This window comes from Streptomyces uncialis, assembly GCF_036250755.1.
Taxonomy (GTDB): Bacteria; Actinomycetota; Actinomycetes; order Streptomycetales; family Streptomycetaceae; genus Streptomyces; species Streptomyces uncialis.
In genome coordinates this window covers 3,777,671-3,791,374 of sequence record NZ_CP109583.1, presented here as the reverse complement: position 1 = coordinate 3,791,374, position 13,704 = coordinate 3,777,671, and the positions used below count along the sequence as shown (strand labels likewise).

The 13,704-nt window shown below is 68.2% G+C and carries 12 protein-coding genes; 3 read left to right on the top strand and 9 right to left on the bottom strand.

The window, feature by feature from the left end:
• Nucleotides 1–2: 2 nt before the first annotated feature.
• A complete protein-coding gene (locus OG711_RS15570; protein WP_329022490.1) occupies nt 3–266 on the bottom strand; it encodes a hypothetical protein in 264 nt (87 codons plus the stop codon).
• A 244-nt stretch (nt 267–510) separates the two neighbouring features.
• On the bottom strand, nt 511–933 hold the full coding sequence (locus OG711_RS15565; RefSeq protein ID WP_329022492.1) for a hypothetical protein: 423 nt from the start codon (nt 931–933) through the stop codon (nt 511–513).
• 268 nt (nt 934–1,201) lie between these two features.
• On the opposite strand from OG711_RS15565, the gene OG711_RS15560 reads away from it, so the two are divergent.
• The 3 genes from OG711_RS15560 to OG711_RS15550 all read left to right on the top strand — a co-directional run bounded on the left by OG711_RS15560 (nt 1,202) and on the right by OG711_RS15550 (nt 3,277).
• Nucleotides 1,202–2,029, top strand: a complete 828-nt coding sequence (locus tag OG711_RS15560) for a hypothetical protein (protein ID WP_329022494.1) — start codon at nt 1,202–1,204, stop codon at nt 2,027–2,029.
• A 191-nt stretch (nt 2,030–2,220) separates the two neighbouring features.
• Entirely contained in the window at nt 2,221–2,754 is a 534-nt protein-coding gene (locus tag OG711_RS15555; protein WP_329559519.1) for a hypothetical protein, read from the top strand.
• A 64-nt stretch (nt 2,755–2,818) separates the two neighbouring features.
• Nucleotides 2,819–3,277, top strand: coding sequence for a hypothetical protein (locus OG711_RS15550; protein WP_329022498.1), 459 nt, complete (start codon nt 2,819–2,821; stop codon nt 3,275–3,277).
• Nucleotides 3,278–3,332: 55 nt separating this feature from the next.
• On the opposite strand, the gene OG711_RS15545 is transcribed toward OG711_RS15550, so the two are convergent.
• From OG711_RS15545 to OG711_RS15515, 7 genes are read right to left on the bottom strand one after another with little or no spacing between them, the layout of a single operon-like run.
• Nucleotides 3,333–3,521 (bottom strand): DUF7439 family protein, encoded by a 189-nt coding sequence (locus OG711_RS15545; protein ID WP_329559518.1) that lies wholly within the window; start codon nt 3,519–3,521, stop codon nt 3,333–3,335.
• 17 nt (nt 3,522–3,538) lie between these two features.
• Complete coding sequence (locus tag OG711_RS15540) at nt 3,539–4,360, bottom strand: peptidoglycan recognition protein family protein (protein WP_329022502.1); 822 nt, start codon at nt 4,358–4,360, stop codon at nt 3,539–3,541.
• A 28-nt stretch (nt 4,361–4,388) separates the two neighbouring features.
• On the bottom strand, nt 4,389–4,700 hold the full coding sequence (locus OG711_RS15535) for a DUF2746 domain-containing protein (protein WP_329022503.1): 312 nt from the start codon (nt 4,698–4,700) through the stop codon (nt 4,389–4,391).
• A gap of 14 nt (nt 4,701–4,714) precedes the next feature.
• Complete coding sequence (locus OG711_RS15530) at nt 4,715–6,028, bottom strand: tail fiber domain-containing protein (RefSeq protein WP_329022505.1); 1,314 nt, start codon at nt 6,026–6,028, stop codon at nt 4,715–4,717.
• Nucleotides 6,029–6,039: 11 nt separating this feature from the next.
• Nucleotides 6,040–8,238: a siphovirus ReqiPepy6 Gp37-like family protein gene (locus OG711_RS15525; RefSeq protein ID WP_329022507.1), complete on the bottom strand. Its 2,199-nt coding sequence runs from the start codon at nt 8,236–8,238 to the stop codon at nt 6,040–6,042.
• Nucleotides 8,238–9,083 carry a phage tail family protein gene (locus OG711_RS15520; RefSeq protein ID WP_329022509.1) on the bottom strand — a complete coding sequence of 282 codons (846 nt, stop codon included), beginning with the start codon at nt 9,081–9,083 and terminating at the stop codon, nt 8,238–8,240. The genes OG711_RS15525 and OG711_RS15520 overlap by 1 nt, the downstream gene beginning before the upstream one ends.
• A complete protein-coding gene (locus OG711_RS15515; RefSeq protein ID WP_329559517.1) occupies nt 9,077–13,351 on the bottom strand; it encodes a hypothetical protein in 4,275 nt (1,424 codons plus the stop codon). Before OG711_RS15515 ends, OG711_RS15520 begins: the two co-directional genes overlap by 7 nt.
• Nucleotides 13,352–13,704: the final 353 nt, after the last annotated feature.

Sequence of the window (13,704 nt, the reverse complement as noted above, 5' to 3'; positions counted from 1 at the left end):
GGTTAAGCGGCTCCTTCGAAGTTGAACACGCGGGCCAGGTCCATGCGGATGCGGCCGTCGTCAAGGAAGTACGGGTCCCCCTCGCCTTCCTCCAGTGGCGCCAGACCGAGGGCTTGGGCGGCCTGGAGGGCTGAGCGCACCGCCTTCGGCCTTACGCCCCGGTCGAGGGTCAGGTGGTAGTGCCACTGGTCCTCGTCGACATACAGCACTGCGCCCGGAACAGGTGCAATGTGCAGGGTGCCCGCCAGGGGCACGGTTGCGCTCATCAGGTGGTGGTCTTTCTGTAAACCTGTAACTAACACCGTTCTATGCCCTGCGTTAGTCAGGTGTCAACCTGTAGCACGATCCTGACCCCCTCGCTCCAAGTCTTCTGACGGATCGCCTGGCGGCATCCGGCTGAGCTGATCCACCGTAAGGGGAATATGAGCTTCCGTTTCTCCGCCTCAAGAATGAAAAACCCCCCGCCGGGGCTCCGACGGGGGGACGATGCGAGGGGGAGGGGGATAGGCGTCACTCGGGAGGGTGGATCAGCTCGTCATCCCCATCAGATCGGGGGACGTAGAACCAACCCGACTCGGTGTCTGGGTCGTAATGGACGACGAGATCCTTCCGCTCCAACTCAGTCTTCCAGCTGGCCAGACGCTTTTCGTCCTCCTTGGTCAGCTCCTTGCCTGCCAGGCGTCGACCCTCGGCCCTCAGCATCATCACCGGGTACTCGTACCGGTGCTCCTCCCGCACCTTCCACGGGATCAAGTCGGTGTTGCGTACGTTCCGGGTGGGGATCTTCTTGCGCCGACGATAGGTCGACCACATGGATCGCGTGGTCTCTACGTTGTACTTCGTCTTGTATCGCTCGATAATCTCGTCGTAGGGGACGCCCGACCTCAGCCATTTCATAGCCTCGTTGTCGTCTTGCACCTTCTTGGCACCCACGGGCCCTCCTCCCTCGGTGTCAGCCTGTGATCAACTCATGGTTGCGCAAAGTTGACGGCTGTGTCAAGCTGTAACCTCACAAGATCGTCAGCGGCACAACACGCTGCGAGAAACAGAGCAGGCCCCGGAAGCGCTGGAAACGCCTACCCGGGGCCCCGACCGACCTGCGCTGGAACGCTGGCCGGTCACCACACGTAGGAGATGAGACCTCCCAGTGCGTATCAAGCGTACCCCCAGGCGTGCATCCTTCACGGTCCTGGGAAACGACGTGCTTCGCGACTCCCGACTGTCCTTCACCGCCCGGGGCATCCTGGTCTACCTGCTGAGCCTTCCGGACGGTGCTGACATCGATGTCCGCAAGCTGGCCGACCGACACCCTCGCGTTGGCCGACGCGGAGTGCAGTCCGCCGTGGACGAGCTGATCGCGGCCGGTTACTACGTCCGGCGCACCCGACGGGATGACCATGGCCGTCTGCGCACCGAGACTTTCGTGACCGACACCCCGCAGGTCCGCGTCGCCGCATCCGACCACCAGCCGGGAACCGGTGATCCGGGAACCCAGGCCGCAGGAACGCTCCCTTCGGTCGACAAGAACTCCGGAAAGAACGAGGACAAGACCCCTCCCGCCTCCCCTCCGAGGGAGGGCGGAGACGAGCACCTGACCCAGGCGTCCCGACTCCTCGCCCGTCTCGCGGCGGTCGACAGCCGACTCCGCCTCTCAGGCAAGCAGGTGACCGCCCTCGCACCCTTTGCGGCTGAGTGGCTGCGCCGTGGTGCCACCGTTGCGGAGCTGACGGACGCCCTCTGCCAGGGCCTTCCCACCCGCGTGTACTCCGCGGCACGGCTCGTCGGCGACCGGCTGCACAGAAAACTGCCCGACCCTCGCCGCCAGTGGCAGAGCTACGCCGATTGCGCAGGTGACTGCGGTCGACCCCTCCCCGCAAACCAGGACCAGGGCATCTGTGCGGCCTGCGCCGGACTCGCCCCCACCCCTGAGCCGACGCCCACACCGGGCTCCGCCGCCGACCTCACCGGAGCCGGGGCGCAACTCGTCGCGTCCATCCGCGCCCGCCGAGCGCTGACCGCACGCGCCTGAGCCTCCCCCCGCACGCCCCGCAGCTCGACAGGACCAGCGCCATGCCCGAACGTACTCGCCTGCCCCGCTACGCCCCCGCCGTGGGTCGCTTTGTACTCGTTATCGCTCTCGCTATGTCCGCGCCAGGTGAGTACCAACTCGCTCGCGCCGCCGGATGGGGGCCTCTGACCGCTGCCGGAATGCCGGCCTGCATGAGCGTCTACGCCTGCTTCGCAGTCTGGTTCGTCGAGACCCGGAAGAAGGGCGAGAAGGGCCACAGCACCGCCGTCGCGGGCGCGGTAGGCGCCCTGTCCATGGTCGTTGTCGGGCAGATCGTCGCCCACTGGATAGCCGCTGGGTACATGTACTCGTCCATGACGTTGACGGCCGCAGTCTCCACCGTTCCGGGCATAGTCGCGGGCCATGTCGCTCACATGATCATCCGCGCCCGGGTGCCGGGGGACGCACGTCCCCAGGAACCAGAAGAGCAGGAGGACCAGAGCCACGAGACAGGCGAAGCGCCGGTGCAGCCCACCTTGGATGGCGAGTGCGAAGCCGACGAGGTGACGCGGGCACGAAAGAGGCGCCCCGGCCGCCCCGGACCGAGCCTTGACGAACTACGTGCGGCTGCCGAGGCCATCGCAGAGGCCGGGGAGAAGGTCACCGGCCCCGCCCTCGCGAAGTTCATGGGCCGAGACCGCCGCCAAGGCTCCCGATACCTGACAAAGCTCAACAAGGCAGCCTGACCGCACGCCCCCTCGCCGTACGGGACAATCCAGACCCGATCCGTACGGCGAGGAGACATCACGAGTGGAAATCGAAGTGACCACGACCCTGATCATCTGCGACGTCTGCGAACGGCGCGATGCTCCCGCCTACCGGTACACGATCACAGTCGGAGACAGTCCACCAGTACGGCGGGACCTCTGCGCACAGGACGCCGAGCCCATCGTGGCGGTGTTCGGCCTCCGTATCTCGGAGGCTGCGCTCTCGGCGCTGCCAGACGACCAGCCTGACATCACCGACACGGAGGGAGCGTCGGCCGATGACGAAGAGCCAGCACCCGCCGCCCCGAAGAAGGCCGCCGCGAGGAAGGCCGCAGTCAGCAAGACAGCGGCCGAGAAGACCTCTCCACGGAAGGCCGCCGCGAAGAAGACGGCAGCCAACGCAAGCCGGAGAGGGAGCCGTCGTGGGCCGGGCGGGGCCCCGGTCATGACCCTGGAGGAAATCGAGGCCATGAAGAAGGGGACCGCGCCGTCGGACGACTGAAACAGAAGAAGAGCCCCCGCCGACCGTTGACTGGTCTGCGGGGGCTTTGAGGGTTCTACCCCTGGGGCTCGCTCTCGTCCGGCGCCACGACACCGAGGGCGGTAAGGAGCTGAATGATGACAGCCACCTCCGGAGAGTCTGCGTACACGATGGCGGCGACGCTGACGAGCACGCCGAGAGCGGCGAGAGCCGCTCCGACGCGAGAGCGGTAGCGGACAGGCAAGGAGGCTACGAGAGCGGCCATCGGACCGCGCAGCTTACTCATCGGCGTCCCGCCTGCTTCTGGAGGGCGGCGAAGCCCTTCGGCCCGATCCGCGGGTCGTGGGCCACGCCAGCCGAGCGGTGCTTCGGGTTTCGGTCGTGCCAGCGGGCGACGGCACGCTGGGTCTCCGGGCCGTACAGGTCGGTGACGGCGCCCTTGATCGGCCCGTGGCCGGTCTTGATGAGGAGCTGTTGAAGGTCGCGGACCTGGGCGTGCCGGGCCCCGGGCCGTACGCCGCTGTGGAGAGCGACGATCTTCGAGGAGGGCTTCGGGGCGGGTGGCTTCGGCTTCACCGTTCCGCCCGGGGCGGGCATTCCGGCCTTGACCCAGGCGTAGAGGGGGCCGCCGGGGCAGAGCGTGGGGATGCCGTCCTTGTGGCCGCGCTTGGCGAGGGTCCGGCCGGTGCGCCGGCACGCCTCGTCGTACAGGGTCCGCGCCGAGCGGAGAGCCGCGTCGGACGGCTTCTGGTCACCTCCGATCGCGATCTGGACACCAATCCCGGTCCGGTTGTGACCGGGGCAGTGTGCGCCCTGATGGCCCCAGCCGCGCCCCTCGTAAATGGTCCCGTTCTGGTCGATCACGAAGTTGTAGCCGATGCCGGACCACTTCTGGGCGAGGTGGGCACGCTCGATGGCCTTCGGCACCGACGGTCCGGTCCGGCCCACGGAGTGGGCGCCGTCGTAGTGGATGAAGAACTCGCGTCGTTCCTGGAGCGGGACAGAGCCGGGGGTGCTGGTCCAGGGCTTTGCGCCCCAGGTCTTTCGGGACGTGATGCTGATGGTCAGGGGTGCCTCCGGGCATGAAGAAGGCCCCCGGGGCATCCGGGGGCCTGGCGGGGTGGGGCGGGGGTTAGATGTCCCGTGGGACAGAAGTCAGGTGTTGGTCGAGACGTTCGGCGACCGCGAGCCGCTCGGCGCGTTCGTGGGCCACCTCGGTACGCAGGTGCCGGATGTCCCGGCCGTGTTCGGCCTGGCCTTCGAGGACTTGGTCGAGTCCGGCGATCACGCGGTCGAGGTCGTCCCGCAGGTTGCTGGAGTGGTCGTTGGAGACCTGGTCGCGGACTTCGCCGAGGGCGGCGCCCTGGCGGCGCACCAGCTCGACGAGAACGCCGACGAGTGCGGCGGTGACGACTCCTCCGGCAGAGACGAGGGCGACCTGCACGGTGGGGTCGAGGGTCAGGACGACTCCCCGATGCGGGCCTCCAGTGCCGCGATGCGGGCCTCCTGGGCCTTCACGACGGACACGAGGGCGACAGACAGGAGGTCGTACCGCAGGCCGTCGACCTCCCCGTCCAGGTAGTTGATGAGCCAGGGGAGATGTGTCTCGACCTCCTCGGCGATGAGTCCCACCTCGCCCTCGCGGCCCTTGGCGACCGTGCCGTCCTCGGCCGTCTGGTCCTTCCGGTCGTAGATCACGGGACGAAGGGACAGAACCGCGTCGGGACTGATCTCGTAGTCCCTGATGTTCTGCTTGAACTTTCGCGAGCTGACGTTGCGGGCGAAGGTCCCGTCCCCCTGGACCCAGACGGCGTAATACGTCCCGGAGCCGCTCACGCTGTCGTTGTGAACGCGCTTCGTTCCGTTGGCCCACGCGATCGTGTCCCCGGACTCCAGATACGAGCCGTGCGAGTGCGAGGACGGGGGAAAGCTGCCGGGCCTGCCGGTGATGCTGGACCACGAGTGCGCATGGGAGGAAGGGGCGAAAGTGGAGGGACGGCCGGTGATGTTGTCCCAGTCGTGCCCGTGCGAAGACGGGGGAAAGGACGACGGCTTGCCGGTGACCTGGGTCCAGCTGTGGGTGTGCGCGGCGGGAGGAAGACTCGACGGGGCATCGCTGATGTCCGCCCACCTGTGTGTATGGGCGGTGGGGACGAAACTGTTCGGCTTGCCGGTGAGGCTGGCCCAGTCGACCGTGGAGACGAGCGGCGACCACGCGGTGCCGGTCCAGAACTCCCAGGTCGAGCTGTCCGTGTTCAGGCCGAGGCGTCCCCGGCGGGGTCCGGTCGGGCGGGTCGCGGTCGTCCATGTACCGATCCGGTGTCCCACGACGGGACGGGTCGAGACGATGTCCCCGGCGCTGATCGTGGTGGCGTTCGCGGCGACGGTGAACTGGGCGAGCGGCAGCTCGAAGACGGCGGTGTCGGTCTGGGTCAGGGACGGCGGGGCCGATGTCCCGGCCGTACCCGTCTTCACGGCGAGGCCGATCGAGTTGGCGGCGGGGTCGAGCCGCAGAACGACCCGGTCGACGCGGCTGGAGGTGCCGGCCGCCGGGACGGGGAGGGTCTCGGTCGCCGTCGAGTGCACCATGTGCCCGCGCAGGATGGCGGTACCGGACTGGACGGTGACCGCGAGCCCGCTACCGGGGGCGACCTGGAATCCGGCCGAGTCGGCTGAGGCGACTACGCCGGAGTCCTGGAACTCCCGGAACAACCGGCTGAACTCGGTCTCGGTGACGGCCTGGCCGTCGAAGGGGTAGGCGGTGATCGCCAAAGAGGGGCTCCTTAGAGGGCTGCGCCCGCGTCCTCGACGACCAGGGTGGAGAGGCCGCCCGGTAGGAAACGGACCTGCCCGTAGGTGGCTGCCGGGCGGCGCGCGTAGAGGGTGACTCCGATGGTCACGGGGCCGGGCGGGGGGTTGTTGATGTAGCAGGCCATGTCGAGACCTGTGGACGTGAGCGAGTCGTCGTCGAAGGTCGTGCTGTAGAAGTCGCCGACCATCCGGCTGTTGGTGGTCACGGAGGTGCCGGACGCCCATCGGACAGTCGTGTAGGCAGTCTGCTTGGCGTACCGGAGCGTGGCGTGGTCTCCGGTGCCGTCGGTGTCGACGGACGCGACCCGGAGCGCGACCTTGTAGCAGCGGCCCGCCTCTGCGGTGAACTGCTGGGTATAGACGACGGTCGCGGAGTCCCCGACATACGGGGTGGTACCGAGTTCCTGCATGGCGACGACGCCCTTGGCCGACTTCTCGTTGTGGGCCGAGGTGCGCCACGCGGTCCAGCCGGAGGCGCTGCTCCCGGAACGGGTCCACTCCTCGGTGACGGTGGGGCTGAGCCGTAGCCAGGTCTGGTGGGCGTAGGTCGCGCTCGCGGGCCGGATGGTGCGCAGGACGCCGTACCGGCTGCCGGTGCCGAAGGCCCAGCCCCCGGCCGCTGCTTCGGCGGACTCCAGCACGAGGGTCGATGTGCCGAAGGGGTACGCGGACGGCAAGGACGACTGCGTGACGGATGTCGGGGTCAGCGTGTGCTCGAAGGCGGTCTGCCGCCAGGGCGACCAGCCGGAGGCTTGGCCACCGCGTACCCACACTTCGTGCGACGTGCTGCCGGAGTGGACGCGGCGCCAGGTCTGGAGAGCGTCGCCGCCTGCCCACACCTGGGTCTCGACGATGCCCCACTTGCCGGCGAAGTCCCATCCGCCGACCGTGGACGCCTCCGCGCTCAAGTAGAACTGGACGGTCTCACCCTGGGGGTAGCCGCTGGGCGGAGTGGCCTGGGTGATGCCCGTGTACGACGGACTGATCACGCGCGGACCGGGCGGAGTGGCCTCCGCCGTCCGCTCCAGCGAGGAGACCCGCGACTCCAGCCCCGTGTGAGCGGAGGCGGCTGCCGCGTCGGCCGACAGCGGCGCCGGGTCCCCCAGGGCCGCGCCGAGCCGGTATCCGTCCTCGGTGACCTTCAGGACCATGCCCGTGACGACGGCTGCCATCTCGGTGCCGCCGACAATGACCGTCACCCGGTCCCCGAGACCCCAGTCCTTCCCGAAGGTCAGCGCGGAGTCCTCCATGGGTACGGCCTGCGCCGATCTCAGGGTGGCGCCCCCGTCGGCGAGGGCCTCGGTGCCCTTCTGGGTGAGTTCGGCGGTGTCCTTGGAGGAGCGCTCGTCGATGAACCGCTCGATGCGGCGGCCCCAGTCGGCCTCGGAGGCGATGGAGCCCGGGTTGTCGACGGGGACGACGACGCGGTGAGAGCCGTCTCCGTCGCCACCGACGATCACCCGCGTCTTCTGCGGAGTGGAGGTGGAGGTCCGCTGTCCTGCGAGGGTGTTGTTCACGACGCCGAGCCGGGTGTCCTTCGTGCGGTCGGCGACCGCGTACGTCTCGAACACGAGCTGCGGCCCCCGCTGGACGATCCGGAAGCCGAGGTTGTTCGGTTCGGCCAGTTCCTTGCACAGCTCGCCGAGCGGCTGGAAGCGCGGGCTCTTGGAGACGATGCCGCCGCGCTTGCCGTTGGTCCCCAGGGTCAGACCGGCCCGGCGCCTGGCGGCCGGGGCGTTGGGGCCGCAGTTCGCCGAGACGTAGTAGTGCATCAGCGTCTCGGCCGCGTCCGTCTTGTCGTCGGTTCCGACCGTCTGCGTGGCCGCGTCGCCGTTGGACGGCTGGGGCCAGGCGAGCATGTCGGCCAGGATCACCGTGTCGTCCACGCCCTCAACCGTCAGGGTGCCGAGCGGGTCGGTCGCGGTGACGGCGCTCTCGGTGCGGGTGACCGGTCCGGAGAACAGCACGTCCGTCGGGCCGGTGACGATCAGGCCCGCGCCGGGCGTCGACAGCACGTCGGCCAGGGGGTGATCGGCGCCGAGCTGGAGTTTCCAGGTGCCGACGTTGTTGTGGATGTTCTCCGCTTCGAGCAGCAGGAGATCCGCGGGGATGGTCCCGACGCGCGACAGAGACTTGTCGCGCACCTCGACCAGGAGGTCATCCTGCTTCATTAGATGACCACCCACTTCCGGGGACGCCAGGAGACGACGATCCGCGAGGCGGCCGTCGTGTTCAGCAGAGCGACAGAGGCTGTCGAAGTCCCCGGTGGGACCGACCAGAACCGGGGGGCGGTGGCGAGGTAGCGGTAGACGTTGGCGCCGGAGCCGTCACGGACGATGCCCGCGCCCATGTCGACGGTGATGCTCCCGGTCGACGTGATCGCCCCGGTGTAGTGGAGGGCCTGGCCGTCCGGCCCGATGGCCTTGAAGTTGTCGCCCGGCCCGTACACCTGGAACACGGGGTAGGCGGCCACGTCACCATCGTTGGTGAGCTGTACGTCGCCGATCGCCTGCGAGGCGGCGAGCGGCATGGCAGCGAGCGCGGAAAGGAACGGGGCGGCGGTGGCGCCGCCGATGGTGACCGTCTGCCCGGCCTCCGCCAGGAAGTACGGGCTGGGGGCGCGGAGCGTGATGACGGTCTGGGTGTCCCGCTGCCCGGCGCCCGGGTCGATCGCTCCTCCACCGGTCCATCGCACGGGGGTGCTCCAGCGGGTGCCGGTGCTGTCGGTCACCGTGAGGGTGCACTCGTCGGCCAGGACGCGCACCAGCCGGGTCACCAGCTCGGAGAGGTGCGCCCGGTCGCGGCCGACGATGTCGAGGGGGATATCGATGTCCCGGGGCAGAACCCTGCGGCCCCGGTAAGACGCGCCGTCCCCGGCGCCTTCGAGCCACTGCGCGGAGAGCTGGGGCAGACCCATGCCGGTGATCCCGGCAAGGGCCTGATAGCCCACTCCGCCCGCCTCCCCCTCGGACAGGTCCAGCGAATCCGAGGGGGAGTTGAGTGAGAGCGTTACCAACCGACCATCCTTGCCCGCGAGGCAGCCGCGAACAGCTCCTCCTCGGACGAGAGAGAGGAACTGGCGTTGCCCGCGTAGTAGTTGAGTACCTTCGACACCGGGGCCTGCTGGCCGCCGGGGCGGGCCAGACCGGTGGACACGGCCGCTGTGATCTCGCCGGACGCGCCGGTCGCGGCGCCGTGGGCCAGTGCCCGGCCGGCACGCTCGACGCGCTGCGTCTCGTCCTCGACACCGAGGCCGAACCCGCGCCCCGCGAAGGAGCCGATCCGGCGCAGCAGCCGGGATGGGCTGCGGATGTCGAGGGCCTTCTTGATCGCTGCGACCATGCTCGTGGCGATCTTGAGCATGGTCTTCTCGATGACGGCCTGCTTGGCTTCGAGGCCCTTCACCAGGCCCTCGGCGGCTGCGAGGCCCGCTTCGTACATGTGCTTCGAGGCGGTCGCCCCGGCAGCGTTGGCGTGCTTCTCCAACTCCTTCTGGAGCTGGTTGATCTCGTTCACGCCGCTGTGGCCCGCGTTGGCGATGGCGTCGGCTGCGGCGAGACCCGCCTCCGGCCCGGCCATGGCGATCTGGCCGAAGGTGGCCTGGTTGAGGCCGAGCTTCTTGAGCTTCGCCAGGACGGCCGCGAACTTCTTCGCCTGCTCGACCGCGTTCTTGAGCGAGTCGGTGATCGAGGAGAAGGAAGCGTCCTTGACCTTGGTCACGTCCCCGGTGGCTAGGACCCGGTCGGCGACCTGGGCCGCGTAGCCCCGGGCTTCCTCGCGCAGCCGGTCAAGCTGGTCGCGGGCGGCCTCCAGCCGCTTCGCTCCGGCCTCCCACTGGGCGGCCAGCTTGAGCAGCTCGGTGCGGTCCCGGTTCACCCGGTCCTTGAGCCCCTTGGACGCGTCCTTCGGGATCTTCGCCGTCAGCTCGGCGAGGGACTGCTTCACCTTGTCGTACTGCGACTCCAGACCCTTGACGAGGCCGGAGATGATGAGCCGTCCCGCGTCGTAGAGGAGTCGGGCGTCCTTTTTCGGAGGGCCCTTCCAGTCGGTCAGCTTGTCGGTGAGTTCGCCGAGCTTGCCCTTGACGGCCCCGAACATCGACTTGATGCCGTCGATGAGTCCCTGGATGAGCTTCTTGCCCGCGTCGATGAGAGTTGAGCCGAGACTTCCGAGGGCCGACTTCGCCTTGCCCGGCAGCTCCTTGAGGACTGTGAGCACGCGGCCGATGCCGTCCGAGACTGCTGTCCGCAGAGAGGTCATCGCGGTTCCGGCGACGGACTTGATCGAGTCCCAGGTGCTGGAGAAGAAGCTCTTGATCGAGTTCCAGATCGAGGACCAGATGCCCTTGATCGCATTCAGCCCGTCGTCGATGTAGCCACGGACGCCCGTCATGAAGACGCCCGCCGCACCCCTGATGCTGTTCCACAGGCCGATCGCGAAGGATTTGATTCCGTTCCAGATGTCGTCCCACAGGGACTTCACTCCGGAGAGGATCTTCTTCCCGACGCCGAGGATTCCGACGCTCAGGAAGACCATGAACAAACCCTTGATGGTGTCCCACAGGCCGGAGAGGAATCCCTTGATTCCGTTCCAGATTTGCTTCAGGCCGTCGGAGAACATCGACCAGTCGCCGGTCAGGGTTCCCTTGAAGAATCCGACGACCACCTTGAAGTAGCCGACGATGTAGTCCCAGACGCCGACGAAAATCTTCTGCAATCCCTCAAGGACATTGGCTACGCCGTTGATGGCGGTCACCAGCACGTCCAGAAAGAGCCCGGCTATGAATTCGATCGCCGGAGCCAGGATCGGCATCAGGAAATCGACTATCGCCTCCAGCGCCTCAAGGAAGGGCTGGAGCGCTTCCATGACGGCCGAGAAAGCGGCCGAAATCTGAGGCAGATATTCGGCGGCGAGCGATTGGACGACCGGGATCAGCGGCAGAATCGCAGCCGTCAAAATCTGCATCAGGATTTCGACGACGGGCTGAAGCGCCTCCGACATCACCGCGAAGGCGGCAGTGATCAGCGGGATGATCGGGGCCAGCCCGGCGACGAGGGCCTCGACGAGCGGGACGACGGCCGCGACCACCGTCATGAAAAGCGGGGTCAGCGCCGCGACGATCCCCATCAGCCCGTCACCGAGCAGCCCGATCAGCGGAAGAACCGCAGCTCCGAGCAGAGTGAACGTTTCTGCAAGGGGGGTTAGAACGGCGGCTGCGAGGGGGCCGAGGATGGCCGCGAGGGCGCCCGCGATCTCCAGCAGGGTGCCGAGGGCGGCTCCGGCCGGCATCATCGCGGGGGCGAGCGCCTCGACGGCGGACTGAATCCCGTCGAACAGGGACTTGACCCCGTCGACCACCGCGGGCTGGGACAGCGCCGAGGCGATGGCGCCGAGCGCGGTTCCGATGATCGCACCGACCTGCGGGAGGATGTCCCGCAGCAGACGGCCGAACGTCTTGAAGAACTCTTCGACCGCTGGGCCGGAAACGGTGGCGATTTCCCGCATCGCCTCATGGGCGGCGTAAAAGAGCTGCGTCAGTCCGGACTGGAACGACGGGCTGTCCACAGTCCTGTGGACACGCTCCAGCCCGCTCGCCATGGAGTCGAGCGTGGAACCCCCGGCCGCAGTCGCGGCCCGGGAGAACCCGGCGAGGATTCCGCCCGTGTGGAAAAGGACCGAGCCGAGATCCTTGAGGGCGTTAATTCCCTCGTCGATCTCCTTCTTGAGCCCGATCTCACCCTTGCGCTTCAGGAAGGCGTCGAACTTCTCCGAAATGGTGACGAACCACTGCGCCAGCTCGGGAAGATAGGAAGTGCCGACCTTCCCCAGAATGGCGATGACCGACGCGAAAGTATCCGTCCCGGCCGTCGCAATTCCGATGGACTCGGAAAGGTCCGAGAACATCTGGCCGAGCGCGGGAACGAGTGCGCCTTCGAGGCCGGTGGCGAGGCCGCCGAAAAAGCCGCCGAGCTGAGTCGCGGTCTGCTCGACCCCGTCCCGGAACTTCGGGAGCAGCTCCTCGACGAGGGAGCGGATCGGCTCCCGCGCCTTCTCCCAGAAGTTGCCCGAGATCGCGTCCTGGAGACCGGCGAGCGCCTGCTTCGCCTCCGGGATCTCCTTGTTGAAGTCCTTGAGGGCGGCGACCGTGACACCCAGGCCGACCGCGATACCGCCGAGGAGACCGGGGAGAAGGAGGGCGGTGTAGCCGATCTGCGCCAGCGACGCGGAGAGGGCGGCCAGGTTGGACGCGGCGGCGATGCCCCACCCGGCGAGGCCCGCGATGGCGGTCGCCATCGTCCCGATGACCGGCACACTCTTGTCGAGGTTGCTGATCGTCCGGCCGAGACGCTCGAACATGCTGTTGATGACCCGAGCGCCGGAGAGGGCCTGGAGCATGGAGGACGCGGTAGCCGCAGCCGACAGCCGCACCCGGGGGACCAGATGAACGATCCGGTCCCGGGCGAGCGCGGCAATGTGGGCGAAGGCCGCCATCATCCCGGTGCGGGACACCTCGGGCTCGATCTCGGCCCGCAGCCCGTCGATCCGCTCCTGGAGGTCTTCCATGTCCCGCTCGACGGCGCGGACCGCGAGCGCGTCCAGCTCGGGCGTGATCTTGGCGCGCAGCTCCCGCATCCGGGCGAACGCCGCCTCCAGCTCGCGCTTGGTCTTGGCGACGTGCGCGTGGTCCAGCTCGGGGCGGATGTCGATGCCGTCCAGCTCGGCCTGGATCTCGTCGGCGGCCTGCTGTGCGGCGGCCCGCGAAGCGGCCAGCAGATCCCGCCTGGCCTCCTCCAGCGAATCCCGGTCGAGCCGTACGGTCAGCTCGGTCTCGGCGATCCGCTCCAGCTCGCGGTCGAGACGGGCGACCGCGCTGCGGACGGACGACTCGGAGGCGCGGTCGACCTGGACGGAGACCGTCCCGATGTCGTCGAGCTGCTCCTCGAACATGTCGACGGCTGCCTGCAACGAGGCTTCGTTCAGGTCGACCTCGATGGTCGTCTCGCGCAGGGTGTCGAGCGCCCGGCGTGTGCGGGCGATGGCAGCCCGGACGGAGTCCTGGTTGTCGAGGTTGACCCGCAGTCGGAGATCCTTCATCTCCCGCTGGGCGTCGCGCCGGGCGGAGCGGGCCTGCCGGCCGAGTTCCTCGCCGTCGAGGCGGGCGTCCACCGTGACATCAAGGTCCCGCTCGATCCTCTTGAGTTTGTCCTTGAGGTCGTCCTTGAACCCGGCGGTGTCCGGCATGACCTTGACCGCGACCCGGCCGACTATGTTCGCGTCCGACAAAAGCGCCTACCTCCGCTGGAAGTGCTGGTAAATCTCCGCAACGGAGCGCGGCTTGGCCGGAGTTTCCTCCGAAGCCGTCTTTGCCTGCGGGCGCGGGTAGGCGGGAATCTTCGGGGCCTTGCCCTTTTCCCACTGCCCGGTCGCCCGAGTGTTCTGGTTGATTGCGTCGTACAAGTCGGCGGCCAGGTGGCGGTCCTGGCCCCAGCCGAATTGCTCACGGCCCCCGGACGCGAGGGCGGTTGTCAAAGAGGTGTCGGGGAGCCTCTGCACGAGCAGGAGGACGAGGGCGGGGGTGGGGCCCCGGCCCGCTATCACTTCGAGGAGATCGACGCCGAAATGAAAGAGCAGGTCCG

What these genes read in the sequence shown, in the direction of transcription:
- OG711_RS15570 (WP_329022490.1), bottom strand. Translation starts at nt 266, where the DNA reads ATGAGCGCAACCGTGCCCCTGGCGGGCACCCTGCACATTGCACCTGTT.
- OG711_RS15555 (WP_329559519.1), top strand. Translation starts at nt 2,221, where the DNA reads ATGAGCGTCTACGCCTGCTTCGCAGTCTGGTTCGTCGAGACCCGGAAG.
- OG711_RS15545 (WP_329559518.1), bottom strand. Translation starts at nt 3,521, where the DNA reads ATGGCCGCTCTCGTAGCCTCCTTGCCTGTCCGCTACCGCTCTCGCGTC.
- OG711_RS15540 (WP_329022502.1), bottom strand. Translation starts at nt 4,360, where the DNA reads ATGCCCCGGGGGCCTTCTTCATGCCCGGAGGCACCCCTGACCATCAGC.
- OG711_RS15525 (WP_329022507.1), bottom strand. Translation starts at nt 8,238, where the DNA reads ATGAAGCAGGATGACCTCCTGGTCGAGGTGCGCGACAAGTCTCTGTCG.